The organism is Geodermatophilus sp. URMC 61, assembly GCF_052931555.1.
Map to the genome: position 1 here is coordinate 3,953,902 of NZ_JBRFHZ010000002.1, position 26,492 is coordinate 3,980,393.

The 26,492-nt window shown below is 75.0% G+C and carries 27 protein-coding genes and 1 pseudogene; 16 read left to right on the forward strand and 12 right to left on the reverse strand.

The window, feature by feature from the left end; all coding sequences use genetic code 11:
* Window positions 1–69: 69 nt before the first annotated feature.
* Complete coding sequence (locus tag ACU610_RS18495) at window positions 70–1,032, forward strand: NAD(P)H-dependent flavin oxidoreductase (protein ID WP_446769157.1); 963 nt, start codon at window positions 70–72, stop codon at window positions 1,030–1,032.
* Here ACU610_RS18495 and ACU610_RS18500 read toward each other — a convergent pair.
* The 3 genes from ACU610_RS18500 to ACU610_RS18510 form a co-directional block, all read right to left on the reverse strand.
* Complete coding sequence (locus ACU610_RS18500) at window positions 1,029–1,703, reverse strand: DsbA family oxidoreductase (RefSeq protein WP_446769158.1); 675 nt, start codon at window positions 1,701–1,703, stop codon at window positions 1,029–1,031. The two genes, ACU610_RS18495 and ACU610_RS18500, sit on opposite strands and share 4 nt — an antisense overlap.
* An 11-nt stretch (window positions 1,704–1,714) precedes the next feature.
* Entirely contained in the window at window positions 1,715–2,716 is a 1,002-nt protein-coding gene (locus tag ACU610_RS18505) for a cation diffusion facilitator family transporter (RefSeq protein WP_446769159.1), read from the reverse strand.
* 116 nt (window positions 2,717–2,832) lie between these two features.
* Entirely contained in the window at window positions 2,833–3,210 is a 378-nt protein-coding gene (locus ACU610_RS18510) for an FKBP-type peptidyl-prolyl cis-trans isomerase (protein WP_446769160.1), read from the reverse strand.
* Window positions 3,211–3,309: 99 nt separating this feature from the next.
* Between ACU610_RS18510 and ACU610_RS18515 the strand changes: the two genes are divergently transcribed.
* Complete coding sequence (locus ACU610_RS18515) at window positions 3,310–3,699, forward strand: VOC family protein (protein ID WP_446769161.1); 390 nt, start codon at window positions 3,310–3,312, stop codon at window positions 3,697–3,699.
* Between the two features lie 12 nt (window positions 3,700–3,711).
* On the opposite strand, the gene ACU610_RS18520 is transcribed toward ACU610_RS18515, so the two are convergent.
* Window positions 3,712–4,458 carry an SDR family oxidoreductase gene (locus ACU610_RS18520; RefSeq protein ID WP_446769162.1) on the reverse strand — a complete coding sequence of 249 codons (747 nt, stop codon included), beginning with the start codon at window positions 4,456–4,458 and terminating at the stop codon, window positions 3,712–3,714.
* A gap of 59 nt (window positions 4,459–4,517) precedes the next feature.
* Between ACU610_RS18520 and ACU610_RS18525 the strand changes: the two genes are divergently transcribed.
* Window positions 4,518–6,227: a glycoside hydrolase family 13 protein gene (locus ACU610_RS18525; protein WP_446769163.1), complete on the forward strand. Its 1,710-nt coding sequence runs from the start codon at window positions 4,518–4,520 to the stop codon at window positions 6,225–6,227.
* Window positions 6,228–6,260: 33 nt separating this feature from the next.
* On the opposite strand, the gene ggh is transcribed toward ACU610_RS18525, so the two are convergent.
* A complete protein-coding gene (ggh, locus tag ACU610_RS18530; RefSeq protein WP_446769164.1) occupies window positions 6,261–7,610 on the reverse strand; it encodes a glucosylglycerate hydrolase in 1,350 nt (449 codons plus the stop codon).
* Window positions 7,607–8,413: a sugar phosphate isomerase/epimerase family protein gene (locus tag ACU610_RS18535; RefSeq protein ID WP_446769165.1), complete on the reverse strand. Its 807-nt coding sequence runs from the start codon at window positions 8,411–8,413 to the stop codon at window positions 7,607–7,609. Before ACU610_RS18535 ends, ggh begins: the two co-directional genes overlap by 4 nt.
* 246 nt (window positions 8,414–8,659) lie before the next feature.
* Here ACU610_RS18535 and ACU610_RS18540 point away from each other — a divergent pair, with 246 nt between their 5' ends.
* From ACU610_RS18540 to ACU610_RS18550, 3 genes and pseudogenes are all read left to right on the forward strand, one after another.
* Window positions 8,660–9,190: a carbohydrate ABC transporter permease gene (locus ACU610_RS18540; protein ID WP_446769166.1), complete on the forward strand. Its 531-nt coding sequence runs from the start codon at window positions 8,660–8,662 to the stop codon at window positions 9,188–9,190.
* A gap of 4 nt (window positions 9,191–9,194) precedes the next feature.
* Window positions 9,195–9,329, forward strand: a pseudogene (locus ACU610_RS18545) (winged helix-turn-helix transcriptional regulator); the annotation flags it as partial.
* Window positions 9,330–9,380: 51 nt separating this feature from the next.
* Window positions 9,381–10,376 carry an ROK family protein gene (locus tag ACU610_RS18550; RefSeq protein ID WP_446769167.1) on the forward strand — a complete coding sequence of 332 codons (996 nt, stop codon included), beginning with the start codon at window positions 9,381–9,383 and terminating at the stop codon, window positions 10,374–10,376.
* An 80-nt stretch (window positions 10,377–10,456) separates the two neighbouring features.
* Here ACU610_RS18550 and ACU610_RS18555 read toward each other — a convergent pair whose 3' ends face one another.
* A complete protein-coding gene (locus ACU610_RS18555; RefSeq protein ID WP_446769168.1) occupies window positions 10,457–10,834 on the reverse strand; it encodes a VOC family protein in 378 nt (125 codons plus the stop codon).
* Between the two features lie 132 nt (window positions 10,835–10,966).
* Complete coding sequence (locus tag ACU610_RS18560) at window positions 10,967–12,259, reverse strand: MFS transporter (RefSeq protein ID WP_446769169.1); 1,293 nt, start codon at window positions 12,257–12,259, stop codon at window positions 10,967–10,969.
* Window positions 12,260–12,433: 174 nt separating this feature from the next.
* Between ACU610_RS18560 and ACU610_RS18565 the strand changes: the two genes are divergently transcribed.
* The 3 genes from ACU610_RS18565 to ACU610_RS18575 are packed head-to-tail and all read left to right on the forward strand — an operon-like array spanning window position 12,434 to window position 14,267.
* Window positions 12,434–13,228 (forward strand): DeoR/GlpR family DNA-binding transcription regulator, encoded by a 795-nt coding sequence (locus ACU610_RS18565; protein ID WP_446769170.1) that lies wholly within the window; start codon window positions 12,434–12,436, stop codon window positions 13,226–13,228.
* Window positions 13,225–13,602, forward strand: a complete 378-nt coding sequence (locus tag ACU610_RS18570) for a DUF4406 domain-containing protein (RefSeq protein WP_446769171.1) — start codon at window positions 13,225–13,227, stop codon at window positions 13,600–13,602. Before ACU610_RS18565 ends, ACU610_RS18570 begins: the two co-directional genes overlap by 4 nt.
* Entirely contained in the window at window positions 13,599–14,267 is a 669-nt protein-coding gene (locus tag ACU610_RS18575) for an NUDIX domain-containing protein (protein WP_446769172.1), read from the forward strand. The genes ACU610_RS18570 and ACU610_RS18575 overlap by 4 nt, the downstream gene beginning before the upstream one ends.
* A gap of 2 nt (window positions 14,268–14,269) precedes the next feature.
* Here ACU610_RS18575 and ACU610_RS18580 read toward each other — a convergent pair whose 3' ends face one another.
* Window positions 14,270–16,255 carry an acetoacetate--CoA ligase gene (locus ACU610_RS18580; protein ID WP_446769173.1) on the reverse strand — a complete coding sequence of 662 codons (1,986 nt, stop codon included), beginning with the start codon at window positions 16,253–16,255 and terminating at the stop codon, window positions 14,270–14,272.
* Window positions 16,256–16,409: 154 nt separating this feature from the next.
* Here ACU610_RS18580 and ACU610_RS18585 point away from each other — a divergent pair, with 154 nt between their 5' ends.
* The 6 genes from ACU610_RS18585 to ACU610_RS18610 all read left to right on the forward strand — a co-directional run bounded on the left by ACU610_RS18585 (window position 16,410) and on the right by ACU610_RS18610 (window position 21,184).
* A complete protein-coding gene (locus ACU610_RS18585; RefSeq protein ID WP_446769174.1) occupies window positions 16,410–16,817 on the forward strand; it encodes a DUF2237 family protein in 408 nt (135 codons plus the stop codon).
* Between the two features lie 95 nt (window positions 16,818–16,912).
* Window positions 16,913–17,410 (forward strand): glutathione peroxidase, encoded by a 498-nt coding sequence (locus ACU610_RS18590; protein ID WP_446769175.1) that lies wholly within the window; start codon window positions 16,913–16,915, stop codon window positions 17,408–17,410.
* Window positions 17,407–18,126: a mycothiol-dependent nitroreductase Rv2466c family protein gene (locus tag ACU610_RS18595; RefSeq protein WP_446769176.1), complete on the forward strand. Its 720-nt coding sequence runs from the start codon at window positions 17,407–17,409 to the stop codon at window positions 18,124–18,126. Before ACU610_RS18590 ends, ACU610_RS18595 begins: the two co-directional genes overlap by 4 nt.
* Window positions 18,127–18,207: 81 nt before the next feature.
* Complete coding sequence (locus ACU610_RS18600; RefSeq protein ID WP_446769177.1) at window positions 18,208–19,302, forward strand: FecCD family ABC transporter permease; 1,095 nt, start codon at window positions 18,208–18,210, stop codon at window positions 19,300–19,302.
* Window positions 19,299–20,360 (forward strand): FecCD family ABC transporter permease, encoded by a 1,062-nt coding sequence (locus tag ACU610_RS18605; RefSeq protein ID WP_446769178.1) that lies wholly within the window; start codon window positions 19,299–19,301, stop codon window positions 20,358–20,360. The genes ACU610_RS18600 and ACU610_RS18605 overlap by 4 nt, the downstream gene beginning before the upstream one ends.
* A complete protein-coding gene (locus ACU610_RS18610; RefSeq protein WP_446769179.1) occupies window positions 20,357–21,184 on the forward strand; it encodes an ABC transporter ATP-binding protein in 828 nt (275 codons plus the stop codon). The genes ACU610_RS18605 and ACU610_RS18610 overlap by 4 nt, the downstream gene beginning before the upstream one ends.
* Before the next feature lie 136 nt (window positions 21,185–21,320).
* Here ACU610_RS18610 and ACU610_RS18615 read toward each other — a convergent pair whose 3' ends face one another.
* Window positions 21,321–22,244 (reverse strand): siderophore-interacting protein, encoded by a 924-nt coding sequence (locus tag ACU610_RS18615; RefSeq protein ID WP_446769180.1) that lies wholly within the window; start codon window positions 22,242–22,244, stop codon window positions 21,321–21,323.
* A gap of 104 nt (window positions 22,245–22,348) precedes the next feature.
* Here ACU610_RS18615 and ACU610_RS18620 point away from each other — a divergent pair, with 104 nt between their 5' ends.
* A complete protein-coding gene (locus tag ACU610_RS18620) occupies window positions 22,349–23,344 on the forward strand; it encodes an ABC transporter substrate-binding protein (protein WP_446769181.1) in 996 nt (331 codons plus the stop codon).
* A 32-nt stretch (window positions 23,345–23,376) separates the two neighbouring features.
* Here ACU610_RS18620 and ACU610_RS18625 read toward each other — a convergent pair whose 3' ends face one another.
* Entirely contained in the window at window positions 23,377–24,330 is a 954-nt protein-coding gene (locus tag ACU610_RS18625; RefSeq protein WP_446769182.1) for an EamA family transporter, read from the reverse strand.
* 185 nt (window positions 24,331–24,515) lie between these two features.
* Entirely contained in the window at window positions 24,516–26,336 is a 1,821-nt protein-coding gene (locus tag ACU610_RS18630; RefSeq protein ID WP_446769183.1) for a BCCT family transporter, read from the reverse strand.
* Between the last annotated feature and the right edge of the window lie 156 nt (window positions 26,337–26,492).

The following is a 26,492-nucleotide window of genomic DNA, read 5'->3' on the forward strand; positions in this document are numbered from 1 at the left end:
CCCACCGCGCTCACGAGCTCGCGGCGGGACCCTGCAGGGGGCCAGCCCGGCTCGGGCAGCATGGGCGGCGTGATCCGCACACCGCTGACTCGCATGTTCGACCTGGCCGCACCGGTCGTCGGCGCCCCGATGGCCGGTGTGGCCGGCGGTGCGCTCGCCCGCGCCGTCTCCCTCGGCGGGGGGCTGGGGATGATCGGCGTCGGCAACGCCGCGACACCCGACTTCGTCGCCGAGCAGGCCGCCATCCCGGCGGACGACGGCCTGCCGTTCGGCATCGGCCTCATGGTGTGGGCGCTGGCCGAGCGCCCCGAACTGCTCGACGCGGCCATCGCCGCCCGCCCGGCGCTGGTGTCGGTCTCCTTCGGTGATCCCGCACCCACCGTCGGCCCGCTGCACGACGCGGGCATCGCCGTCGCCACCCAGGTGAACACCGTCGACGACGTCCGGCGCGCCCGCGCCGCCGGCGTCGACCTGCTCGTCGCCCAGGGCACCGAGGCCGGCGGGCACACCGGCTCCCGGGCCACGCTGCCGCTGTTGCAGGAGGTGCTGACCCTGGCCGACCGCCCCGTGCTGGCGGCCGGGGGCATCGCGACCGGCGCGGGGATGGCCGCGGCGCTGGTCGCCGGCGCCGCCGGTGTCTGGATCGGCACCCCGCTGCTGGCCTGCCCCGAGGCGCTCAACTCCCCCGCCGCCCGCGCCCGCGTGTGTGCGGCCGCGGGTGAGGACACCGTCCTGACCCACGCCTTCGACGTGGCGCAGGGGCTGGCCTGGCCCGAGCGGTGGCCGGGGCGCGCGGTGGCCAACGACTTCAGCCGCCAGTGGCACGGCCGGGAGGCCGAGCTGGCCCGCGACCCCGAGGCCGCCCGGCGGGTGGTCGAGGCCCGCAGCACCGGCGACCTCTCCGCCGCCCCGCTCTACGCCGGGGAGTCGGTCGGGCTGGTCACCGGGGAACGGCCCGCGGCCGACGTCGTCCGGCAGCTGGCCGCGGACGCCGAGCGGGCGCTGCGCGCCGCGGCCGACCTGGTGGTCTAGGACCGGGCGACCGCCGGGTGGGCGTCGGCCCACGCCCGGTCCAGCACCTGCAGCAGCAGCTCGGTGGGCTGGGCGCCGGCGGCCCCGTACCTGCGGTCGACGACGAAGAACGGGACGCCGGTCGCGCCCAGCTCGCGCGCGGTGCGGATGTCGTCGAGGACGGCGGGCCGGTACCGGTGGTCGGCGAGCGCGGTGCGCACCTCGGCCTCGTCCAGGCCCACCTCCACCGCGAGCGCGGCGAGGGAGTCGACGTCGAAGACCGAGCGTCCCTCCGCGAAGTGCGCGTGCAGCAGGCGCTCCTTGACCGCACCCTGCAGGCCGCGCCCGGCAGCCAGGTGGACGAGCTCGTGGGCCAGCAGCGTGTTGCCGCTGACACCGCTCGCCAGGTCGTAGTGCAGGCCCTCACCGGCGGCGGTCTCCTCGACGTGCCGCATCATCCCGTGCACGTCCTCGACCGGGCGGCCGAGCTTCGCGGCCAGCGCGGGGAGGGTCTCGTGGGTCTCGCCCTCGGGGATGCCCGGGTCGAGCTGGAAGGACCGCCAGACGACCTCGACGTCGTCGCGGTGCAGGAACCGCTCGAGCGCGGCCTCCAGCCGGCGCTTGCCGATGTAGCACCACGGACAGACGACGTCGGACCAGACCTCGATGCGCACGGACCGCCCCAACCGCACGCCGGTGCGGCTCATTCCGGCCGGTGCGCCCCCGCCCGCGCCCGGCCGTCCCCGGGTGTGGGGTCGAGGAAGACGAACCGCACGCCCCCGTGCCGGGCGACCAGTCGGCGCTCGGCCTCGTCGGAGGCCCGCTCGATGTCGGCGACGGTCGCGGTGTCGGCGAAGTCGACCTTGGCCATGACGGCGAGCTGCCCGGGGCCGATCACCGTGGTGAGCAGGACCGGCACGTCGTCGACCTGCGGGAGGCCGGCGATCTCGGCCCGCAGCTGGTCCTGCAGCCGGCGCGGGATCGACTGGCCGATGAGCAGCGAGACGTTGGCCCGCGCCAGCGACCCGGCCACCAGGAGCAGCAGCACGCCGATGAGGATGGCGGCGAGGCCGTCCCACACCGGGTCGCCGGTGACCTGCTCGAGGAACAGGCCGAGCGCGGCGAGGACCAGACCGACGAGGGCGGCGCTGTCCTCGAAGGTGACCGCCTTGACCGTGGTGTCGGTGGTCTCGGCGAGGTAGCGCCGAGGCGTCGTCCCCCACTTCCGCGCGGCACCGCGCACCTGCCGGACGGCCTTGAGCCAGGACGCCCCCTCGAGGACGAACGAGACCGCCAGGACGATGTAGGCCACCAGGGGGGAGCCCTGCTCCTCGCCCTCGAGGATGGTCTCCACGCCCTGGTAGAAGGAGAACCCGGCGCCGAGGGTGAAGGTGGCCAGGCAGGCGAGCAACGCCCAGAAGTAGGTCTCGCGGCCGTAGCCGACCGGGTGCCGCGCATCGGGTGCCCTGGTGCCGCGCTTGAGCGCGACGAACAGCAGCACCTCCGTGATCGTGTCGGCGAGCGAGTGCGCCGCCTCCGACAGCATCGCGGAGGAGTGGCTGATCAGACCGCCGACGAGCTTGGCGACGGCGATGCCCAGGTTCGCGAGCCCCGCGACGACGACGGTGCCGGTCGACTCGCCGCCACCGCCCTCCGCGGCGTCCTCGGCGAGGGCGTGGCGGGTGGTCGGGGCCGGTTGCGTCACGAAACCGTGGTGCCCAACGAGCGCGGGACACGAACACCGGACGTCCAGGTGTCGGCGCGTCGCCGGACGACCGGTACCACGACCCCACGTCGCCGAGGACGACCCCGCCTGACCCGCTACCGCACCCCGACGAGGTCGACGACGAAGACGAGCGTCGCGCCGGGTTTGATGACCCCGCCGGCGCCGCGGTCGCCGTAGGCCTTGTGCGGCGGGATGGTCAGCCGGCGCCGTCCGCCGACCCGCATCCCCTGGATGCCCTCGTCCCAGCCCTGGATGACCATGCCGACGCCGAGCCGGAACTCCAGCGGGTCGCCGCGGTCCCAGGAGGCGTCGAACTGCTCGCCGCCGTCGTGGGTGACCCCGACGTAGTGGGCGCTGACCAGGTCACCGGCCTTCGCCTCGGGGCCGTCGCCGACGGTGACGTCCTCGATCACCAGGTCGTCGGGCGCGGGGCCGGTCGGCGGCTCGACGTCGGGGCGGGTGGGCTGGGCCATCGGCTTCTCCTGGGGTCGGTGCCGGGTGGGATCCCGACGGTCGTCCCCCATCCAAACAGCGGTTCCACCGGGTCGCCGGGCGGGCTACGGTCCGGCGGCGTGATCGACCACCTGGGGCTGCAGGCCGCCGACGTCCCGGCCGCCGTGTCGTTCTACACGACGGTCTTCGCCCCGGCGGGCCTGCGCGAGGCGATGCGGTTCGAGACACCGGCCGGCCCGGTGGTGGGGATGTGCGGGCCCGACGGCCACCCTCAGCTGTGGCTCAGCCCGCTGGCGGAGGGCACCGAGCGCCCGGTGCACCTGGCCCTGCGTGCCCCCTCCCGGGAGGCGGTGGACCAGGTCTTCGCCCTGGCCCGCGAGCAGGGCGCCGAGGTGCTGCACGAGCCGCGCGTGTGGCCGGAGTACCACCCGGGCTACTACGGCGTCTTCTTCCGGGACCCCGACGGCAACAACGTCGAGGCGGTGCACCACACCATGCCGGAGAGCTGACGCACCGCCCGTTCAGCGGCCGCCGGTGACGTCGAGCACGCTGCCGGTGCAGTAGCCCGCGCCGTCCCCGAGCAGCCACAGGACGGCGTCGGCGACCTCCTCCGCGCGACCGGCCCGGCCCATCGGCACCGTCGGCCCCAGCCGCGCGACCCGGTCGGGCTGGCCGCCGCTGGCGTGGATCCCGGTCTCGACGATCCCGGGCCGCACGACGTTGACCCGGATCCCCTCGCCGGCCACCTCGCGGGCCAGGCCGACCCCCAGCGTGTCGACGGCGCCCTTGCTGGCCGCGTAGTCGACGTACTCGCCGGGCGATCCCAGCCGGCTGGCGACCGAGGAGACCAGCACGACCGACCCGCCGGACCCGCCGTGGCGGGTGGACATCCGCCGCACCGCCTCCCGGCAGCACAGGACGGCCCCGAGCACGTTGACGGCCAGCAACCGCTGCACCCGCTCGGCGGTCAGCTCGTCGACCCGCGCCTTCGGGCCCACGATGCCGGCGTTGGCCACCAGCCCGGTCACCGGGCCCAGGCCCTCGGCGGCGGCGAAGGCGGCCAGGACGTCGTCCTCGACCGAGACGTCGGCGCGCACGGCGCACGCGGTCCCGCCGGCAGCCTCGATGCCGGTCACGACGGCGGCGGCCGCGGCCTCGTCGTCCCGGTAGGTGAGGGCGACCGACCACCCGGCGGCCGCCGCGGCACGCGCGGTCGCCGCGCCGATCCCGCGGCTCCCGCCGGTCACGAGCACGACACCGGGAGGCACGGTCGGACCGTAGCGCCGAGCGGGTGCGCGGCGCACCGCGCCGTGCTGGGGTGGAGGTCGTGCCCGTCGAGCAGCCCCCGTGGTGGACCCGCGCCGTCGTCTACCAGGTCTACCCGCGCTCGTTCCAGGACTCCGACGGCGACGGGATCGGTGACCTCGGCGGGATCCTGCAGCGCATCGACCACCTCGCCGACCTGGGCGTCGACGTCGTCTGGCTCTCGCCGATCTACCCCTCGCCCCAGGCCGACAACGGCTACGACATCAGCGACTACACCGACGTCGACCCGCTGTTCGGCTCGCTCGCGCAGCTCGACGAGCTGATCGGCGCCCTGCACGCGCGCGGGATGAAGCTGGTGATGGACCTGGTGGTCAACCACACCAGCGACCAGCACCCGTGGTTCGAGGAGAGCAGAGCGTCCCGTTCCTCACCGAAGCGCGACTGGTACTGGTGGCGGCCGCCGCGGGAGGGGATGGCGGCCGGGCAACCCGGCGCCGAGCCGACCAACTGGCACTCCTTCTTCTCCGGGTCGACCTGGGAGCTCGACGAGGCCTGCGGCGAGTACTACCTGCACCTGTTCGCGCGGGAGCAGCCGGACCTGAACTGGGAGAACCCGGAGGTCCGCCGGGCGGTGTACGCGATGATGCGCGCCTGGCTCGACCGCGGCGTCGACGGCTTCCGCATGGACGTCATCAACATGATCAGCAAGGCCGTCGCCCCGGACGGCTCGCTGCGGGACGGACCCCCGCTGCCCGGGCTGCCCTACGGCGACGGGTCGGCGTCCTACCTGTGCGGGCCGCGGATCCACGAGTTCCTGCAGGAGATGCACCGCGAGGTGTTCGCGGGGCACACCGAGCAGCTGCTCCTGGTCGGGGAGATGCCGGGGGTGACGGTGGAGCAGGCGCGGCTGTTCACCGACCCCGCACGGGCCGAGGTGGACATGGTGTTCCAGTTCGAGCACGTCGGGCTGGACTTCGACGAGTCCAAGTGGCGGCCCAGACCCCTGCGGATGCGCGACCTCAAGGCCTCGTTCGGCCGCTGGCAGGCGGGGCTGGCCGACGTCGGCTGGAACTCCCTCTACTGGGACAACCACGACCAGCCGCGGGCGGTCTCGCGCTTCGGCGACGACTCGCCCCGGTACCGGCGGGACTCCGCGACCTGCCTGGCCACCCTGCTGCACCTGCACCGCGGGACGCCCTACGTCTACCAGGGCGAGGAACTGGGGATGGCCAACGCCCCGTTCGACGACATCGACGACTTCCGGGACGTCGAGTCGCTCAACCACTTCGCGCAGGCGGTCGCGCACGGCGAGGACCCGGAGACGGTGCTGGCCGCGCTGCGCCGGATGAGCCGGGACAACGCGCGGACGCCGGTGCAGTGGGACGACTCGCCGAACGCCGGCTTCACCACCGGGACGCCGTGGATCGCGGTCAACCCCGACCACGTCGAGTGGAACGCCGAGGCCCAGCGCGCCGACCCGACCTCGGTCCTCGCCCACCACCGGCGCCTCATCGCGCTGCGGCACGACGACCCGGTGGTCGCGCTCGGCGACTTCACCATGCTGCTGCCCGAGCACGAGGAGGTGTACGCCTTCACCCGCAGCCTGGACGGCGAGACGCTGCTGGTCGTCTGCAACCTCGGCTCCTCGGTCCACCCGCTGGGCGAGCTGTTGCCCGAGGCGGTCGGCGCCCAGGTGGTGCTGGGCAACCTGGGCGAGGGCGACCCCGCCGTCCTGCGGCCGTGGGAGGCCCGGGTGCTGCGCGTGCGCTGAACTCCCGTGCTGGTGCGAGGAGGGGACCCTCTCTCAGCCGAGCAGCAGGTCCAGTGCCGCCGCTGCGGTCCAGGACTGGGCGGCGCTGCCGAGCGGCTCGCCGGTGAACGGCTCGTGGTACTCGGCGAAGGAGCCCTCGGCCAGCTCGTCGAGCACCGCCCGGCGCAGCGGTCCGGCGACGTCCGCCCGGCCGCGCCGCTCCAGCATCCAGACGACGAACCAGTCGACCACCGGCCAGGTCGGGCCGCGCCAGTACGCCCGGGGGTGGAAGGCCGGGGACGCGGGGCTGGTGCTCGGCAGGACGGCGTGCCGCAGCCCGGGGTGCCCCGTCCAGCGCTCGGACCGCAGCAGCGCCACCATCTCCCGCTCGGTCGCCGTCCCCAGGCCGCCGCAGAGCAGCGGGGCGAACCCGGCCACCGTCTCCGCGCGCAGCGGCGCGCCGGTCCGCAGGTCGGTGTCCAGCGCGAGTCCCAGCCCGGCGTCGACGCTGTCCGCGACGCCGGCCCGGAAGCGCTCGGCGTGCTCCTCCAGCTCGGCGACCTCGCCGGCCCCGAGGGACCGGGCGATCCCGGCCAGTGCCTCGCTCGCCGCCGCGAACACCGCGGAGGCGAGGACGTCGGTGACGAGGAAGCCGCCGGTCGCGCGGATCCGGGCGTCGTCGTAGCCGGCCCGTCTCAGCTCCTCGACGCCGCTGAGGTAGCGGTCGTACTCGAGCCGGGTCGGGCGCTGGGCGGCGTCGCGGACGACCCGGGTGTCCCGGCGCCGGTACGGCGGGAGGTCGGGGAGGACGGCGACGCGGGAGTACGGCTCGTCCCACCGCGGGGAGTTGTCCATCCCGCTCTCCCAGCCGTGGTGGATGGTGAGCAGTCCGGTGCGCAGCGGGTCGCGTTCGCGCACTAGGTAGCGGTGCCAGGCCAGCAGCCGCCGGTAGGCCCCGGGCAGCCAGGCTCGGACGCGCGCCCCGGCCGCGGCGCTCCGACGCTCGGCGAGGGCCACGATGCGCTCGACCGCCAGGGCGTGGACGGGCGGCTGGCAGATCCCGCTGGTCCGGGGGGCCACCGGCGCGTCGTCGGTGACCTCGGCACATCCCCAGCGGTCCGGCCCGGGGAAGTAGTCCGTCTCGGCGGGGTCGAAGACGATGTGCGGGAGCATGCCGGTGCGCCACTGTCCGGTGAACAGGTGGTCGAGCTCGGCGCAGGCCCGGCCCGGGTCGAGGTGGGCCAGGCCGACCGACACGAAGGCGGCGTCCCAGCTCCACTGGTGCGGGTAGAGGTGCGGGGCGGCCCGGACCATCACCCCGGTGTCGTTCGCCCGCAGGACCGCTGCGGCACCCGCCACGACCTGGGCGTCTCGCCGGACCGGGAGGTCGCTGACGGCGCTCACGCCGCCGCCCGCAGCGCCGACCTCAGCATCGCCGTCGCGCGGGGCAGCACCCGGGCGGGGTCGCCGGACAGCCGGCACTCGAACGCGAGGTGGCCGCCGTAGCCGATGGCCTCCAGGCACCGCAGCAGCGGGGCCCAGTCGAGGTGGCCGGCGCCGGGTTCGAGGCGGTTGCTGTCGGAGACCTGCACGTGGCCGAGGCGGTCGGCGTCCTCCCGCAGCGCCGCCAGCGGATCGGCCTCCTCGATGTTCATGTGGTACGTGTCCGCGCACACCTGCACGGCGGCCAGCCCCGTCGCCCTCGCCAGCTCCGCCGCCTGCGCCAGGGTGTTGACCATGTGGTCCTCGTAGCGGTTGAGCGGCTCGAGCAGGAGGAGCACGCCCTCCCGGGCGGCGACCTCACCCAGCCGGCACAGCGCCTCGAGCAGCACCTCGCGGTCACCCTCGGCCGAGCGGGGCGGGATGAACGGGGGCAGCCGCCGGGAGAACATCCCCCACGACGCGGGCGTGACCGCGCCCACGCCGCCGAGCGCGCCGACGACCGCGAGCTGGGTGGCCATGTTGGCCAACGCGTCGGCACGGCGTCCCGGATCGAAGTCACCGATGAAGTGGTCCATGTCCACGCAGACCGTGGGCATCACCACGCCGTCCCGCTGGGCCGCCCGCAGCTCCGGCAGCCGCCTGCGGAGCGTATGACCGCCGGCGCCCCGCAGCTCGATGGCGTCGAACCCCCAGGCCAGGGCGACGTCCCACTTGGCCTGCAGCGTGGTCCCGGGCAGCAACTGCTCCTGGACGGCGAGTCTCACGCCACACCCCCGCCACCACGTCGGGGTCGGATCAGCACGGACGCGACCAGTTTATCCGTGACCGTCGGCGCTTTATGTGTGCCGCGTCGGCACAATTCCGTCGTGGCCCAGGTCACAGGCGCACCGCTACCGTCCGGAGTCCGGCGATGGCGCCGGCGACCCCGGGGGCGCTGGAGAGCGCGATGGAGCGACGGGTCAGGGCCTCGGTCGCCACGATCGGAGCGGCGGTCCTGCTCGCCGCCTGCGGTGGCGGCGACTCCGGAGGCAGCGAGGCGGGGAGCCCGCCTGTTCCCCAGCATCCTGCTCGCCGTCCCGCTGTCCGTGTTCTTCACCCGGGTCGGGCTGCGCGGCGCCCTGCCGGCGCTCGTGCTGGTCAACGTGTCGCAGACCGTCGCGGTCGCCATCTCCATGCTCCGGAACTACTTCCAGACCGTGCCGGCCAGCATCGAGGAGGCCGCCGCGGTCGACGGTGCCGACCGGTCCACGATCATGCGGCGGATCACCCTGCCGCTGGCGATGCCGGCGATCCTCTCCAACGCCCTGTTCGTCTTCACGATCGCGTGGAACGAGTTCCTGTTCGCCCCGCTGTTCCTGGTGGACGGCCGGTCGCGGTGGACGGTCTCCCTGGGCCTGTCCCAGTTCGCGGGCAGCATCGAGATCCCCACGACCGCACTCATGGCCGGATCGGTGATCCTGACGGTGCCGATCGTCGTACTGTTCTTCGCCACCGAGAGGCTTCTCACCGGCGGCCTGACCGCCGGCGCCGAGAAGGGGTGAGGAACTGGGTGATCGCGCCGGGCAGCTGCTCGAACTGATCCGCCGGGGGCGGGCTCGCACGCGTGGGGACCTGATCGAGCTCACCGGGCTGTCCCGCTCGACCGTCGCCGCCCGCGTCGACCTCCTGGTCGACGCCGGGTACCTGCGCGAGTCCGGCAAGGAGGCCTCCGTCCGCGGCCGGCCCTCGCACGTGCTCAGCCTGGACGGGTCGGGTGGGGTGGTGCTGGCCGCCGACCTCGGCGCCGCGCACGCCACCCTCGCCCTGTGCGACCTGTCCGGGCGCCCGCTGGCCGAGGCGGTCCACGAGGTCCGGCTGGCCGACGGTCCCGAGCCGGTGCTCCGGTGGGTCGAGCAGCGCTGGCGGGAGCTGCTGGACGCCTCGGGGGTGGTCGCCGGCCGGGTCCTGGGCCTGGGGGTCAGCGTGCCGGGGCCGGTGGACGTCGCGACCGGACGGATCGTGCACCACACGCCCGTCCTGCCCGGATGGCACGGCCACCCGCTGCGCGACCTCCTGGAGCAGCGGTTCGGCGTCGTCTGCGTGGTCGACAACGACGCCAACGCCATGGCCCTGGCCGAGCACCACAGCGAGTGGCCGGGCTTCTCGCCCCTGCTGTTCGTCAAGGTCGCCACCGGTATCGGCGCGGGCGTCGTCGTCGACGGCCGGCTGCTCCGCGGCGCGGACGGCGCCGAGGGCGACATCGGGCACGTGCGGATCACCAGTGCCGACGACGGTCCGCTCTGCGTCTGCGGGGCGCGGGGTTGCCTGGCCGCGTCGGCGAGCGGGCGGGCGCTGGCCCGGGCGCTCCGGGAGCAGGGGGAGGACGTCCCGGACAGCCGGTCGGTCGTCGAGCTGGCCTCGAGCGGCCACGCCGAGGCCACCCGACTGGTCCGGGAGGCGGGGCTGGTCATCGGCGACGTCCTGGCGACCGCCGTGAGCCTGCTCAACCCGCGCGTGCTGGCCCTGGGCGGTGACCTGGCGCTGGTCCAGAACCACTTCGTCGGCGCCGTGTGCGAGCGGCTGTACCAGCGCACGCAGCCGCAGGCCGCCCGGGGCCTGCGCGTGGTGGCCAGCGCCCTCGGCGACCGGGCGGGCGTCGTCGGCGCGGCCCGGCTGGCACTCGAGGAGGTGCTCTCCGCCGAGGCCGTCGACCGGGCGCTGGCCGGCCGGCGCCAGCCCGTGCCCTAGCGGCCCCGGCCTGGCTCCCGCCAGGTCCCGGCCCCTGCAGGGCCCCACCGCGAGCCTGCGAGTGGTGGGGGCAGGGGGCCTCACGCCTTCCAGTCGACCAGCTGCACGATCACGCCGTTGGGGTCGCGCACCTGGAAGGCGCGCTCGCCCCACTCCTCGACGGTCAGCGGCATGGTGATCGCCACGCCCTCGTCCTGGAGCCGGCGCAGCTCGCCCTCCAGGTCGTCGACGACGAAGGCGAGGATCAGCCCGGCGGCGGCCACGTCGCGCTGGTCGGCCGGCAGCGTGGGCAGGCCGCGGCGGAGGAAGGCCACGTTGACGCCGGCGTCCTCGCGGGTCAGCGAGGCGAAGCCGTCGGCCGCCATCTCCTCGCGGAACCCGAAGTGGCGGACGAGGAAGGCGCTGCTGGCGGGGACGTCGTCGACGTTCAGCGAGACGGCGGTGGCGGTGATGCGCACGGGTGCCTCCTGGGGTGGGAACGAACTCCGTACAGTGTACGTCGTTCGGTGGCGCGTGCGGGCCGGTCCCGCACCGTGGCTCCGCGGCCGAGGAGGACCGAGCGTTCGTCGACGCCCGTCGCCGACCGGCGCTCAGGCCGGGGTGACGACCGGCTCCGCAGCGGGACGGCGGTCCAGCGGGTGGGCCAGCTCGTCGGCCGGCATGCGCGCGCCGAGGACGGCGACCACGGCGAGCACCAGCGGCACCAGGCCGGCGACGAGGAACACGGCGGTCAGGCCGATCCACTCGCTCACCGGGCCGGCCAGCGCCATCGACAGCGGCATGAAGGCGCCCGACACGAGGAAGTCGAGGCTGGAGACCCGGCCGAGCAGCGCCGGCGGCACCCGCCGCTGCAGCAGCGTGCCCCAGATGACCATGCCGCTCTGGAACGTGGCCCCGGTCAGCAGCCCGGCGGCCACCATGACCCACAGCTGGGTGGTCAGGCCGAAGACGGCGACCGGCACGCAGCCCAGGCCCCACAGCAGGTTCATCACCGTCAGGTAGCGGCGCGGCAGCGGGCGCGAGGAGATCAGCAGCGAGCCCAGCGCGCCGCCGACCCCGAACGCGGTGAGCACGAGGGCGTGCCCCGTCGGCCCGCTGTCGGCGCGGTCGCGGATGGCGAAGGGTGCCAGCACCTCGAACGGCCCCAGGAACACCAGCAGCATCAGCGAGGCGTACAGCAGCGTGGCCAGCAGCCAGGGCGTGCGGACCATGTAGGCGAAGCCCTCACTCAGGTCGGCGACCACGGCCCGCAGCGGGTGCACCGGGACGGCGGCCGGCTCGCGGCGCACGCGGGTGACCGGCAGGGCCGCCACGCACAGGGCCGCGCCGGTGGCGGCCGCGGCGGTGACCAGCAGCGCGACCCCCGGCGACAGCGCGGCGACGAGCAGCCCCGCGGCGGCCGGGCCGGCGACCTGGTGCAGCACCGGCCGCATCACGCCCTCGAGACCATTGGCCCCCAGCAGCTCGTCCTCCGGCAGCAGCGCCGGGACCAGCGCCGAGTACGCCGGGTAGTACAGCCCCATCCCGACGCCCCCGAGCAGCCCGACGGCGGCGAGCAGCCAGAGCGGCACCGCGCCGGCCAGCGAGAGCGCCGCCACCCCGGCGACCGGGACGGCCTGCATCAGCGCCACCGCGAGCAGGATGTGCCGCTGCGGCACCCGGTCGGCGAGCACTCCGCCGAGCAGGGCGACGGCGAGCGTGCCGGTGAACGTCAGCCCGCTGACCAGCGAGACCTCCGCGGGACCACCGCCGAGGGCGACGACCTGCCAGATGACCGCGACCGCCCAGCAGCCGTTGGCCAGCAGCGACAGGCCGAGCGAGGCGGCGAGCAACCGGTAGGCGCGGTGCCGCAGCGGCTGCAGGGCCCTCGGCAGGCCGGCCATCGTGATCCCCCGAGCTCTCCGCGCCGCCCCCGTGGTCGGCGCACCCCATGGTGCCCGGCGGGGTCCGACCGCCGCGCGTGGTTTCTCCGGCGCGGGCACGACCGAGGGCCCATCGACCAGACTCTTCTCACAAGGACTTCACAGATCTCACACAACTCTGGTAGGAATGTCGCCGTGACCGACCGCCTGGACGTGACGCTGCGTCTCGTCCGCAACGCCGGCCGGGCGTCGCTGGCCGACCTCGCGTCCCGGTTGGGCGTCTCCGAGATGACGGTGCGCCGCGACCTCGACGCCCTGCAGGCGCGCGGCCTGGTCGAGCGGGTGCGCGGCGGCGCGGTCGCCGTGGCGGAGCCGGCGAGCGCCGCCGGGTTCGCCGCCCGCGCCGGCTGGCAGGCGGGCCTCAAGGACCGGATCGGCCGAGCCGCCGCCGCGCTGGTCGAGCCGGGCGCGACCGTCCTGCTCGACGCCGGGACGACGACGGTGCACGTCGCCCGGGCGCTGGCCGACCGCGCCGCCGCCGGCGAGGGTCCGTTCACCGTCGCCGTCCTCAGCCTGCCCGTGGCCGACGCCCTGGCCGACCGGCCCGGCGTCCGGCTGCTGGTCGTGGGCGGGGAGTCCCGGCCGGGCGAGCGCAGCCTGGCCGGGCCGCTCACCGCCGCGGTGCTGCGGCAGCTCACCTTCGACCTGTTCGTCATGTCGATCGGGGCGGTCAGCGCCGAGGCCGGCTGGTCGGAGTTCACGCTCGAGGACGCCGCGGTCAAGCAGGTCGCGCTGCAGCAGGCCCGCAGCAACCTGGTCGTGGCCGACGCCTCGAAGCTGGGCGTCCGCGCCTTCGCCTCGGTCGCCCCGCTCGACGCGGTCGGCCGGCTGGTCACGGACCGCAGCGCCCGCGACCCCCAGCTCACCCCTGCGGCGCAGGACACCCTCGCCGCCCTCGAGAACGCCGGCGTGGAGGTGCTGTGCGCATGACCGTGACGGAACCGCTGATGATCCTGGTTGCCGGCCCCTACCGCGGGGGCACCGGCGACGACCCCGACCGCATCGCGGCCAACCACCGGGCGATCCAGCGCGCCTGCCTGGAGCTCTTCCGGGCCGGCCACCTCGCCGTCAACGGGGAGGACCTCGCGCTCCCGCTGGCAGAGCTGGCCGGGTCGACGCGCGTGGGCGACGCCGCGTTCGACGAGGTGTTCCACCCGATGGGACGGCGGCTGGTGGCCCGGGTGGACGCCGTCCTGCGCCTGCCGGGCGCCTCGACGGGGTCCGACGAGATGGTCGCCCTGGCCCGCGCCCGGGGTGCCGCGGTCTACACCAGCGTCGACGAGGTGCCGGCGGTGGCGCGGTGACCACCGTGGGCGTCCCGGGCGTCGACGTCCCCGACTCCCGGGGCCGGACCGGGCTGGACCAGGTGGGCCGGGACCTCGCCGGCAACCCGGACGTCGTCGTCCGCGACGTGGAGCTGCTGTCCAGCAGCTGGTACGTCAACCGGCGGACGACGTTCGAGCGGCGCGGACGGGACGGCGCCTGGCGCACCGAGCAGCGCGAGACCCACGACCGCGGCAACGGCGCCACCCTGCTGCCCTACGACACGGCGCGGCGGGCGGTGCTGCTCACCCGGCAGTTCCGCCTCCCCGCTTACGTCAACGGCTCCCCCGACGGGATGCTCGTCGAGGCCGCCGCCGGGTTGCTCGACGACCAGGACCCCGCCTCCGCGATCCGCCGGGAGGCCGCCGAGGAGCTCGGTGTGGCGGTCGGGACCCTCGAGCACGTGTTCGACGTCTTCATGAGCCCGGGGTCGGTGACCGAGCGGATCTCCTTCTTCGCCGCGCCCTACACCCCGACCGACCGGGTGTCGGCCGGGGGCGGGCTCCCCGAGGAGGGCGAGGACATCGAGGTGCTCGAGCTGGACGTCGACGAGGCGCTGGCCATGGTCGACGACGGCCGCATCGCCGACGCGAAGACGATCATGCTGCTGCAGTGGGCGGTGCTGCGCGGGCTGTTCCGGCGCTGACGTCAGCGGACGCCGCGCTCCCGCGCCAGGGCGACGTAGTGCTCGACCGCCGCGGGGTCGTCGACGGCGCCGACGTTGAGCGCCTTGGCCGGGTCGACGCCCTGGAACAGCCGCTTGAGCGGTACCTCCAACCGCTTGCCGGTGCGGGTGTGCGGCACGGCGGGGACGACGAGGACCTCGTCGGGCACGTGCCGGGGGCTGGCCTGGCGGCGGATCGCGGCCTTGATGCGGTCGACGAGCTCGTCGGTCAGCTCCGCGCCGTCCGCCAGCTTGACGAACAGCGGCATCCAGTAACCGCCGTCGCGCTGCTCCACCCCGAGGACGACGCAGTCGACGACCTCGGGGATCGACTCCACGGCGGCGTAGATGTCCGCCGTCCCCATGCGGACGCCGCCGCGGTTGAGGGTGGAGTCCGATCGTCCGGTGATGATGCAGGTGCCGCGCTCGGTGACCTCCATCCAGTCGCCGTGCCGCCAGATGCCGGGCCAGGGCTCGAAGTAGGTCTCCCGGTAGCGCGACCCGTCGGGGTCGTTCCAGAAGTACAGGGGCATCGAGGGCATGGGCTCGGTGATGACCAGCTCGCCGAGCTCACCGACGACCGGCCGCCCCTGCTCGTCCCAGGCGGCCGCGGCGACGCCGAGCATCGGGCGCTGCAGCTCCCCGGCGGTGACGGGCAGCAGGGGCGAGCTGCCGACGAACCCGGTGGCGACGTCGGTCCCGCCGGACGCCGAGCTCAGCTGGAGGTCGGAGCCGACGGCCTCGTACACCCAGTGGTAGGCCGCGGCCGGGAGGGGCGACCCCGTGGAGCCCAGCACGCGCAGGGCGGAGAGGTCGTAGCGGTCCCCGGGCCGGGTGCCGGCCCGCTGGCACGCGGTCAGGTAGCCGGCGCCGGTGCCCAGGTGGGTCGTCCCGACCCGGGCGGCCAGGGCGAACTGGGCGTCGATGTCGGGGTGGGCCGGCGCACCGTCGTGCAGCACGGCTGTGGCACCGGACAGCAGCGCCGACACGACGACGTTCCACATCATCCAGGCCGTCGACGTGTACCAGTAGAAGCGGTCGCCCGGGCGGACGTCGTAGTGCAGCGCCCCCCACTTGCGCTGCTCCAGCACGATGCCGCCGTGGCCGTGCACGATCCCCTTCGGCAGGCCGGTCGTGCCCGAGGAGTAGAGGATCCACAGCGGGTGGTCGAAGGGCAGCTGCTCGAAGACCGGGTGCTGCGGCTCGGCCACCGCCTCGCCCCAGCGCATCGCGCCCTCGGGCACCTCGTCCGGGAGGAGCCGGGGGACGGCGATCGTGGCCAGGAGACCGGGCAGCGCCCCCCGGAGCTCGGTGACGACGTCCCGCCGGTCGTACTCCTTGCCGTTGAACCGGTACCCGTCGACGGCGACCAGGACCCTCGGCTCGATCTGGGCGAAGCGGTCCAGGACGGCGCGGGTGCCGAAGTCCGGCGCACAGGAGGCCCACACCGCGCCGATCGAGGCCGCGCCGAGGAAGGCCACGACCGCCTCGGGCACGTTGGGCAGGTAGCCGGCGACACGGTCGCCGCGCCGCACGCCGAGGCGGCGCAACGTGGCGGCGAAGGCACCGACCTGACCGCGCAGCTCGGACCACGAGGTCTCGACCGGTTCGGTGTCCTCGGCGACGGCGATCAGCGCCGGGTGCTCGTCGGTCGCCGACCGCAGCGCGTGCTCGGCGTAGTTGACCGTCGTGTCGGGGAACCAGACCGCGCCCGGCATCTCCCACCGGGTGAGGACCCGGTTGTCGGGGACACCGGGGAGCACGCCGCTCCACTCGGCGAAGTCGGCCCAGAACTGGTCGAGGTGCTCGACCGACCAGCGCCAGATGGCGTCGTAGTCCGGAGGGTCGCCGAGGTCGAGCCCGCGCCGCTGCGCCACCCAGCCGGCGAAGCGGGCGAGCTGGGTGGCCCGCATCGACTCGGGGGAGGGACTCCAGAGGACCTCGGGGCCGGTCGACGTGTCAGCGCTCACACCAGCACCTTGCCACCCCGGCGGCCCGGCGCGGTGCCGTCGGGTGTGCAGACACCGGGATGGCACGGCCGTCGAGACGACGGCGGGTGCGCACACCGCGCCGGCGCCGGTACCGAGGGGCGCGGACCGGCGTCCGGCGGGAGGATGGGGACCCATGAGCGAGCCGCAGGGCGAGGTCGAGCGCAACGTGCTCGGCGGGCCGCTGCAACCGTGCGGCACCGAGCCGCTGACCGGCTTCTACCGCACTGGCATCTGCAGCAGCGGCCCGGAGGACCTGGGCAGCCACACCGTCTGCACCGTCGTCTCGGCGGACTTCCTGGACCTGCAGCGAGCCCTGGGCAACGACCTCACCACTCCGCGGCCGGAGTACGGCTTCCCCGGTCTGCGCCCCGGCGACCGCTGGTGCGTGGTGGCCGCGCGGTGGCTGCAGGCCTACCAGGCCGGTGCGGCAGCCGGCGTCGTCCTGGCGGCCACCAACGCGAGGGCCCTCGAGGTCGTCCCGATCGAGGCGCTACGCCAGCACGCGGTCGACGTCCCCGACGACCTCAGCGGCCTGGACTGAGGAAAGGACCCCCGTGCCCCCCACCCCTCGCACGCTCGCGGCGGGACCCTGCACGGGGCCGCCCCCGTTGCCCCACCACGGAAGGACCCCGCACGGTGGCCGACGACCTGCTCGACACCCCGCTGACCACCCTGCAGGGCGAGCCGACCACCCTCCGGGACCTCACCGGCGGTGGTGCCGCCCTCGTCGTCAACGTCGCCAGCCGCTGCGGCCTGACCCCGCAGTACACCCAGCTCGAGGCGCTGCAGCAGCAGTACGGCGGGCGGGGCCTGACCGTCGTCGGCGTGCCGTGCAACCAGTTCGGCGGCCAGGAGCCGGGCGTGCCTGCGGAGATCGCCGGGTTCTGCTCGGCGACGTACGGCGTCACCTTCCCGATGACCGAGAAGCTCGAGGTCAACGGCCCGGGCGCGCACCCGCTGTTCCAGCGGCTCACGCAGGCGCCGGACGTCTCCGGGGCGGCCGGCGACGTCCAGTGGAACTTCGAGAAGTGGTTGGTCACCCCCGAGGGTGAGGTGGCGGCCCGCTTCCGGCCCACGACCCAGCCCGACGCCCCCGAGGTGCGGCACGTGATCGAGGAGGTCCTGCACCGGTGAGTGACGCCGACCTGCACTTCTGGTTCGACCCCACCTGTCCCTTCGCGTGGATGACCAGCAAGTGGGTGCGGATGGTCGCGGAGCAGCGCGAGTACCTGGTCGAGTGGCGGCTGATCTCGCTGCGGCTGCTCAACCGGCATGTCGACTACGACGCGCAGTTCCCGCCCGAGTACGAGGCCGGCCACACCGCCGGGTTGCACCTCCTCCGGGTCGCCGCGCGAGCCCGCGCCGAGCACGGCGCGCAGGCGCTCGACCCGCTGTACGCCGCCCTCGGCCGGCACGTGTTCGAGGACCCGGCCGGCCGGCCCCCGCCGGAGCGCGCCACCAGCCGGCCCTTCCTCGAGCAGGTGCTCGGCGAGGCCGGGCTGCCGGCCGACCTCGCGGCCGCCGTCGACGACGCGTCGTGGGACGTCGAGATCCAGGAGGAGACCGACGTCGCCCTGCGGCTCACCGGCAAGGACGTCGGGACGCCGATCCTGCACTTCCGCCCGCCCGGCGGCACCGCCTTCTTCGGCCCGGTGATCAGCCGGCTGCCCGACCCCGCCGGGGCCGTCGAGCTGTGGGACCACGTCGTCGGCCTCGCCGGGTTCCCGGGCTTCGCCGAGCTCAAGCGCAGCCTGCGGGAGCGGCCGCAGCTGCCGGCGTTCGGCGTGCGCCCGGGCGAGGCGGGGCTCGAGGAGGACTGGCACGGGGGCAGCCGCCGCCAGCACCGCTGAGCCGGACGTTCGGCTGGCCCGGTCCGGCACCGGGACTAAGGTGAGCCTGGCCTATCTCGCCGTCCGCCCCGGGAGCCGCTCGTGTCCTCCTCGACCGACGCCGCCCCGCGGCGGCAGGGTCCCGGTGGGCTCGGCGCCGCGGAGGGCGCCGAGCCGCAGCACGGGGGCCTGCTCCAGCAGCGGCGCAACCGGCTGCTCGGCCTGCTCCTGCTGGTCGTCCTCGTGGTGGTCGCCGCGACGCTGAGCACCGCGGTCGGCTCCCGCAGCATCGGCCTGGGCGCGGTGTGGCAGGCGCTGACCGACCCCGGCGTCCCGACCGAGGAGACGGTCATCGTCCGCGAGCTGCGGGTGCCGCGCACCGCGCTCGGCCTGATGGTCGGCCTGTCCCTCGGCATCGCCGGTGCGCTGGCCCAGGGCCACACCCGCAACCCGCTGGGCGACCCGGGCCTGCTCGGTGTCACCGCTGGGGCCTCGCTCGGTGTCGTCCTGGCGATCCACCTGCTCGGCGTCGGCACGCCGGCCGGGTACGTCTGGTTCGCCTTCGCCGGCGCCCTGCTGGGCACCGTGCTCGTCTTCTCCCTCGGTTCGGCCGGCCGCGGCGGCGCCACGCCGGTCACCCTGGCCCTGGCCGGGGCCGCGTTGTCGGCGCTGTTCTACGCGCTGGTCCGGGCGATCCTGGTCAGCGACACCGACAGCCTCGACGCCTACCGCTTCTGGGTGGTCGGTGCCCTGGCCGGCCGCGGCGCCGACGTCGCCTGGCAGGTGGCGCCGTTCATCGCGGCCGGCCTGGTGCTCGCCCTGCTCAACGCCCCCGCCCTGGACCTGCTGGGCCTCGGCGAGGACGTCGCCCGCGGCCTCGGTCAGCGGGTGTGGCTGGCCCGCTCGGTCGGCCTGGCCGCGGTCACCCTGCTCTGCGGTGCCGCGACGGCGGCCTGCGGGCCCATCGCCTTCGTCGGCCTGGTGGTGCCGCACGTCGTCCGCGCGTTCACCGGCCCCGCCCACCGCTGGCTGATCCCCTGCTCCGGCCTGCTCGGGGCCACCCTGCTGCTGCTCGCCGACGTCATCGGTCGCGTCGTCGTCCGGCCCGGCGAGCTGCAGGTCGGCATCGTGCTCGCCCTCGTCGGGGCGCCGTTCTTCATCGCGGTGATCCGCCGGCGCCGCCTGGTGAGCACATGACCGCCACGGCCGAGCGGGTCCGCCGGCCCGGCGGGACCGTCGTCCGCATCGGACCGGTCTCCGGCCGGGTCCGCTGGCGGCAGGTCGGCGTGCCGCTCGGCGCGGCCGTCGCCGTCGTCCTGCTCTCCGCGGCCGGCCTCGGCCGCGGCGACTTCCCGATCGGCCTCACCGACGTGCTGCGCACCCTGGTGGGCCTGGGCGAGCAGACCCAGCGGTTCATCGTCCTGGAGCTGCGGGCGCCGCGGATCGCCGTCGGCGCGCTGGTCGGCCTCGCCCTCGGGGTGGCCGGCGCCCTCTTCCAGACCTTCGCCCGCAACCCGCTGGCCTCCCCCGACGTCCTGGGCATCACGCAGGGCGCGTCGGCCGGCGCGGTCGCGGCGATCGTCCTCGGCGGGACGGCGAGCGGCATCGGCGTCCCCCTCGCCGCGCTGCTCGGTGCCCTCGTCACCGGTCTGCTCCTGCTGCTGCTCGCCTGGCGCGCGGGGATCGACGGCTACCGGCTGGTGCTGGTCGGCATCGCGCTGTGGGCGGTCGCGGCGGCGCTCGTCGACTGGCTGCTCACGCGGGCCGAGATCCACGACGCCGCGTCGGCCTACGTGTGGATCACCGGCTCGCTCAACGCCCGGACCTGGGGCGAGGCCGTGCCGCTGCTGGTCGCGCTCGTCGTCCTGCTGCCGGCCGCGCTGGCCAGCAGCCGCGCGCTGGGCGTCGTCCAGTTCGGCGACGACACCGCCCGCGGCCTGGGTGTGCGCCTCGTGCCCACCCAGGCGTTCGTGGTCCTCGTCGCGATCGGCCTCACCGCCGCAGCCGTGGCCGCCGCCGGCCCGATCGCCTACGTCGCGCTGGTGGTCCCGCAGGTCGCCGTCCGGCTCACCGGTGGCTCGCGGCCGCCGCTGCTGGCCTCCGGCCTGCTCGGCGCCGTCCTCGTCGTCGGGGCGGACCTGCTGACCCGCACCGTGTTGCCCCAGGCGCTGCCGGTCGGCGTGCTCACCGCCGCCGTCGGCGCGCCGTACCTGCTCTGGCTCCTCGTCCGCGGAAGGCGGCGATCGACCCTGTGACCCTCCACGCAGCGACCACCACCCTGCCCGCGAGCGGGACCGTCCGTCTCGCCGCCGAATCGGTCAGCCTGGCCTACGACGACCGGGTCGTCGTCCACGACCTGGACCTGCAGCTCACCGACGGGTCGTTCACCGCCATCGTCGGGCCCAACGGCTGCGGCAAGTCCACGCTGCTGCGGGCCCTGGGCCGGTTGCTGCGCCCGGTCAGCGGCCAGGTGCTGCTCGACGGCCGGGCGATCGCGCGGACGCCGACCCGCGAGGTGGCCCGGGTGCTCGGCCTGCTGCCCCAGACGCCGGTCGCCCCGGAGGGCCTCACCGTCGGCGACCTCGTCGCCCGCGGCCGCCACCCTCACCAGTCGTGGCTGCGGCAGTGGTCCCGCGACGACGAGGCAGTGGTGGCCGAGGCGCTGACCTGGACCGACATGGCCGACCTCGTCGACCGGCCGGTCGACGAGCTGTCCGGCGGGCAGCGGCAGCGGGCCTGGATCTCCATGGCGCTCGCGCAGGGCACCGACCTGCTGCTGCTCGACGAGCCGACGACCTACCTCGACCTCTCCCACCAGATCGACGTCCTCGAGCTGGTGGCGCGGCTGCACGCCGAGCGCGGCCGCACCGTCGTCGTCGTGCTGCACGACCTCAACCTCGCCGCGCGCTACGCGCAGCGGCTGGTCGCGATGGACGACGGCGCGCTGGTCGCCTCCGGGACGCCGGAGGAGGTGCTCACCGAGCAGCTGCTGGCCGACGTCTTCGACCTGGAGGCGCGGATCGTGCCCGACCCGGTGGCCGGGACGCCGATGGTCGTGCCGGTCCGCCGGCTGCGGTGAGCGGCGGCCTGCCCCGGGCACGGCCAGCGTGACCCAGGCACCAGCGTGACCCAGGCATAGGAACCAATACCCACGTCAGGAGCCGCTCGGACGTGGGTATTGGTTCCTATGCCTGGACGCTGCGCCGGCGACGGCCTCAGCCGGCGACGCCCTGGCGCCAGTAGCCCATGAACGCCACCGACCCGCGGGGGACGCCGAGGTCGCCCACCAGGCGGCGGCGCAGCGTCTTCACCACGCCGGCCTCACCGGCGAGCCAGGCGTAGCAGCCCGACGCGGCGTCCGTGTCGGGGACCTCCCAGAGCAGCTCGTCGCCGACGTCCTCCGGCGGCGCGGCGGGGCTGGAGGCGATGCCCAGCTCGCACAGCGCCGCGTGCACCGCCGGCACCAGCCGAGACCCGCGGGCCGCGCCGTCCCGCGGCAGCCAGTGCAGCGTCGCCCCCGCCGGCAGGGTGACGTTCATCGCGTCGCCGGCCTCGGGCACCTCCAGCAGGGCGGTCACCGACCGCGGTCGGTTCCCGAGGGACTCGAGGATCGCGCAGACGGCGGGCACAGCGGTCTCGTCGCCGGCCAGCAGCAGCGTGAGGGCGGCCGGGGGCGGCGCCCACTCCACCCCCCAGGGCCGGCCGGCGCCGGGACGGTCCGGGCCCAGCAGCGTGATCCGGTCGCCGGGCACCGCCGCGGCCGCCCAGCTCGCGGCCGGCCCGGCGTGCCCGTCCTCGACCCCGTGCAGGACGACGTCGACGTCGAGCTCGGCGCGCTCGGGCCGGACCGCCCGCACGGTGTAGGTGCGGATGGCCGGGCGCTGCTCGTCGGGCATCGCGCAGTACTCGGCGTACCAGTCCTGACCGCGGTCGCGCAGCCGCAGCAGCCCGGCATCGTCGCGGGAGAGCACCAGCTTGAAGCGCTGGTCGCAGCCGGCCGCACCGAACCCGGCGAGCTCGGGACCGGTGAGGGTCAGCCGCACGGAGCTCGGGCCCAGTCGGCGGACGGCGGCCACCGAGGCGTCGAAGAACTGCCAGGCGGGGGCGGCTCCGACCTCCGGCTGCGCGGTGAGCGTCATGCGTCGTCCCCCGTCCCGGTCGACCCTCGTGGTGACCTTCTTAGGTGAGGCTAACCTGAGCGCCCGGCCCGGGGGCACCCCGGGCCCGATCGGGAGGAGACCCGTTGCACCCCAGACCCCGCCGCCCGGCCGGCGCCGCCCTGACCCTCGTCGCGCTCGTCGCGACGGCCGGTTGCTCCGGGGAGTCCGCCGAACCGGCCGCGGCGCAGGAGGGCGGCTGGAGCTTCACCGACGACCTCGGCACCACCGTCGAGCTCGACGCGACCCCTGCGCGGGTCGCGGGCCTCAACGACGTCATCGCCTCGCTGTGGAACTACGGCGTGGAGCCGGTCGCCGGCTTCGGCCAGACCTCGGCGGCCGGCGACGTCGCCTTCGAGGGCAAGGACCTCACCGACCTGGAGATCGTCGGCGAGAGCTACGGCCAGATCGACCTCGAGCGCCTGGCGGCGGCCGACCCCGACCTCATCGTCACCTCGGTCTACCCGACCGACTCCTCGGGCGCCCTGGACCCCACCCAGCCGCTCTACGGTTTCGAGTCGCTGCAGCAGCAGGAGCAGGTGGCGCAGATCGCGCCGATCGTCGCGATCGCCTACCGCGGGTCGGCCGCCGAGGTCATCGAGCGCACCGTCGAGCTCGCGGAGTCACTCGGCGCCGACGGCGCGACGATCGACGCCGCCCGCGAGGAGTACGACGCGGCGGCGGCCGAGCTCACGACGGCCGGCGAGCGCGGGATCACCGTGCTGCCGGTCTACGCCACCGCCACGGACGGCTGGTGGATGGGCAAGGCGCCCGACGACCCGTCGCTGCGCCTCTACTCCGACCTGGGCGTCGACTTCGTCGACCCGGGCGGCGACACCTACTTCTGGGAGGCGGTCAGCTGGGAGCAGGTCCCCGAGCACCCGAGCGATGTGATCCTGTACTCGCTGCGCGGCGGGGAGACGCCGGAGCAGATGCGCGCCCAGCCGACCTACACCCTGCTGCCCGCGGTCCAGGCGGGCCAGGAGCACCCGTGGGAGTACGTCGGCATGGACCACACCGCCCAGGCCGCCTACATGTCCGAGCTGGCCGGCTGGCTGGACCAGGCCCGGAAGGTGACGTGAACGACCGGCGAGATCTCGCGATCTCGCCGGGTTCACACAGGCGCCGGCTCGGGCACCGGGGCGGGCGCGGGACGCCGGGTCGCCCGCGCGGTCTGCGCCAGCCCGATCCCCACGAGGACGACGAGGCCGCCGAGCACCTGCCAGCCGGAGAGCACCTGCTCCAGCCAGACCCACGCCACGACCGAGGCCAGCACCGGCTCCACCGTGGCGATCAGCCCGGCCGTCGTCGGGGGCAGGTGGCGCAGCGCCGACAGGGACAGCCAGAACGGCAGCACCGCCCCGAGGACGGCGATCCAGCCGACCAGCACCCACAGCGGCAGCTCCAGTGAGCCGAGCGAGATCGGCACCGAGGAGCCGAGCACGGCCGGGTCGAACGGCCGGAACGGCGCGGCAACCGCCCAGAACAGCGCGGCCGCGACGAAGGTCCAGCAGGTGAGCGCCACCGGGTCGCGGGTGGCCGTCCCGCGCCCGCCCATCAGGTAGTAGCCGGCCAGACACAGCGCCGCACCGAGGGCCGCGGCCACGCCACCCGCGTCGAGCGAGCCGCCGCCCTGCCACACCTCGGCGACCAGCACCAGTCCCGACAGCGACAGCCCGAGCGCGGCCCACAGGCGGCGACGCACCCGCTCGCCGCGCACCAGCCACACCCACAGCGCGACGAGCACCGGCGCGGTCATCTCGAAGACGAGCGCGATGCCGACCGGCAACCGGCCGATCGCCACGTAGTAGAGGTACTGCGTCAGCGCGACGCCGACCACGCCGAAGGCGGCGAGGAAGGGCACCTCGCGCCACGTGATCCGCAGCCGCGCCGGCGCCACGACGGCCAGGGCCGCGAGCAGCACGACCGCCGCACCGCCGCAGCGCAGCGCCGTCAACCAGGGCGCGGGGACCCCCGCCTGCAGGGCCAGCGTGGAGACGGTGCCGTTGACGGCGAACAGGCACGCGGCGCCGACGGTCAGCGCGGAGCCGAGCGGAGGACGGGACACGCGGCCAACGGTAGCGACCGTCCGGCCCCGAGCCCCCTACCGGGGGGCCGCTGGACAGCGGCGGGGTCCGGGACGCGGCCAGGTCGCTCCCGGGCAGGTCGACGAGGATCCAGCGCACGGTGCGCTCGCGTCGTCGCGGGCCCGGTCGGCCCCGTCGCAGGTAGGACGGGGCCGACCGGCCGGACTCACCGGCCGCGGCCGGGGACCGGCGAGCCGACCTCGCCCGCCGTCCGGTCGCCGTCGGCGCCGCGGTGCTCGGCGGCCGCCGGCGGACGGGTGCCGGCCGCGGTGTCCGGGACGCCGTCGCGGTCGGCGTCCGGCGCGGGCTCGACCACCAGCACGAAGTCCTCGCCGTGCCGGGTGATCCCCTCCACGACGGCCTGCTCGACCGCCTCCACGGCGACGGTGTGCCGCAGCATCATCGGATCCGAGCGCACGTCCTTGGCCAGCGAGATCGCCAGCCCCACCATCACCAGCGCGAAGGGCAGGGCGGCGATGATCGTCAGGTTCTGCAGGCCGGTGAGCGCCTCGTCGCCGCCCACCAGCAGCATGATCGCGGCCACCGCGCCCATGACGACGCCCCAGAAGACGACCGTCGGCCGGCTCGGCTCGATGGTGCCCCGCTCGGACAGCGAGCCCATCACGATCGACGCGGCATCGGCCCCGGAGACGAAGAAGATCGCCACGAGCACCATGACGAGCACGGTCATCACCGTGGCCAGCGGGAACCCGTCCAGGACGGCGAAGAGCTGCCCCTCCGCGGTCGCCTGCCCGCCGATGTCGGCACCGCCCCGCTGGGCGGCGATCCCGGCCCCGCCGAAGACGGCGAACCAGATCAGGCTGACCACGCTGGGCACCAGCAGGACGCCGGAGACGAACTGGCGGATGGTGCGGCCGCGGCTGATCCGGGCGATGAACAGGCCGACGAACGGCGTCCAGGAGATCCACCACGCCCAGTAGAAGACCGTCCACCCGCTGAGCCACACGGCCATGTCGTCGCCGCCGCTGGCCTCGGTCCGGGCGGCCATCTCGCCGAGGTCGGCGAAGTAGTTGCCGATCGTCGTCGGCAGCAGGTCGAGGATGAAGATGGTCGGGCCGACGACGAACACGAAGACCGCCAGGATCAGCGCGAGGACCATGTTCGTGTTGGCCAGCCACTGGATGCCCTTGGCGATGCCGGAGACCGCCGAGGCGACGAAGGCCGCGGTCAGCACCGCGATGATCCCCACGAGGAGCCCGTTGCCGACGTCCCCGGCCCAGCCGAGGATCTCCGCGCCGCTGCCGATCTGCAGCGCCCCGAGCCCGAGCGAGGCCGCCGACCCGAACAGGGTCGCGAAGATCGCCAGGATGTCGATGACCCGGCCGGCCGGGCCCTCGGTGCGCCGCGCCCCGAAGAGCGGCGCGAAGGCGGCGCTGATCAGCTGCCGGCGGCCGCGCCGGAAGGTGCCGTAGGCGATGGCCAGGCCGACGACGGCGTAGATGGCCCACGGGTGCAGCGACCAGTGGAACAGCGTGGTGGCCATCGCCGTCTCCACGGCCTCGGGCGATGCGGCCGCGACGGTGCGCGGCGGCGGGGCGACGTAGTGCGAGAGCGGCTCGCTGACACCGAAGAACATCAGTCCGATGCCCATGCCGGCGCTGAACATCATCGCGATCCAGGAGACCGTCCGGAACTCGGGTCCCTCGTCGTCCCGGCCCAGCGGGATGCGCCCGTACCGGCTCGCCGCCAGCCAGAGCACGAAGACCACGAACGCCGACGCCAGCAGCACGAACAGCCAGCCGAGGTTGTGCATCACCCAGCCCAGGGCCGTGCCGCTCGCGCTGCCGAGGCCATCCGGCGTCACGAACCCCCAGGTCACGAAGCCCAGGGCGACGACGGCGGCGACGCCGAAGACGACCCGGTCCAGGGACCCGCCGCGGTCGGCCGGTGACGGCGGTGGCGCGGCGACGGCAGGGTGGATCTCCGCGGCTCCGGATGGTCTGGGGTGTGCAGGTGTCGTGGTCACAGGTGTCCGTGGCGCCGGTGGCGGCGCGCTCCCTCTCTCGTTCGACGACGGGTGCCGCGGCACCAGGAGCGCCGGGCGGCAACCGTCCACGGTAGGGACCGTGGGGGAAGGGCGCGGGCCCGCCGGCAGCCGAGCGAGCCCGCCGCGGGAGGACGA

Bases quoted from the DNA above. Each gene is read 5' to 3' on its own strand.
- ACU610_RS18560 (WP_446769169.1), bottom strand. From the start codon at position 12,259: ATGGCCGGCCTGCCGAGGGCCCTGCAGCCGCTGCGGCACCGCGCCTAC.
- ACU610_RS18570 (WP_446769171.1), top strand. From the start codon at position 13,225: ATGACCGTGACGGAACCGCTGATGATCCTGGTTGCCGGCCCCTACCGC.
- ACU610_RS18585 (WP_446769174.1), top strand. From the start codon at position 16,410: ATGAGCGAGCCGCAGGGCGAGGTCGAGCGCAACGTGCTCGGCGGGCCG.
- ACU610_RS18615 (WP_446769180.1), bottom strand. From the start codon at position 22,244: ATGACGCTCACCGCGCAGCCGGAGGTCGGAGCCGCCCCCGCCTGGCAG.
- ACU610_RS18605 (WP_446769178.1), top strand. From the start codon at position 19,299: ATGACCGCCACGGCCGAGCGGGTCCGCCGGCCCGGCGGGACCGTCGTC.
- ACU610_RS18510 (WP_446769160.1), bottom strand. From the start codon at position 3,210: ATGGCCCAGCCCACCCGCCCCGACGTCGAGCCGCCGACCGGCCCCGCG.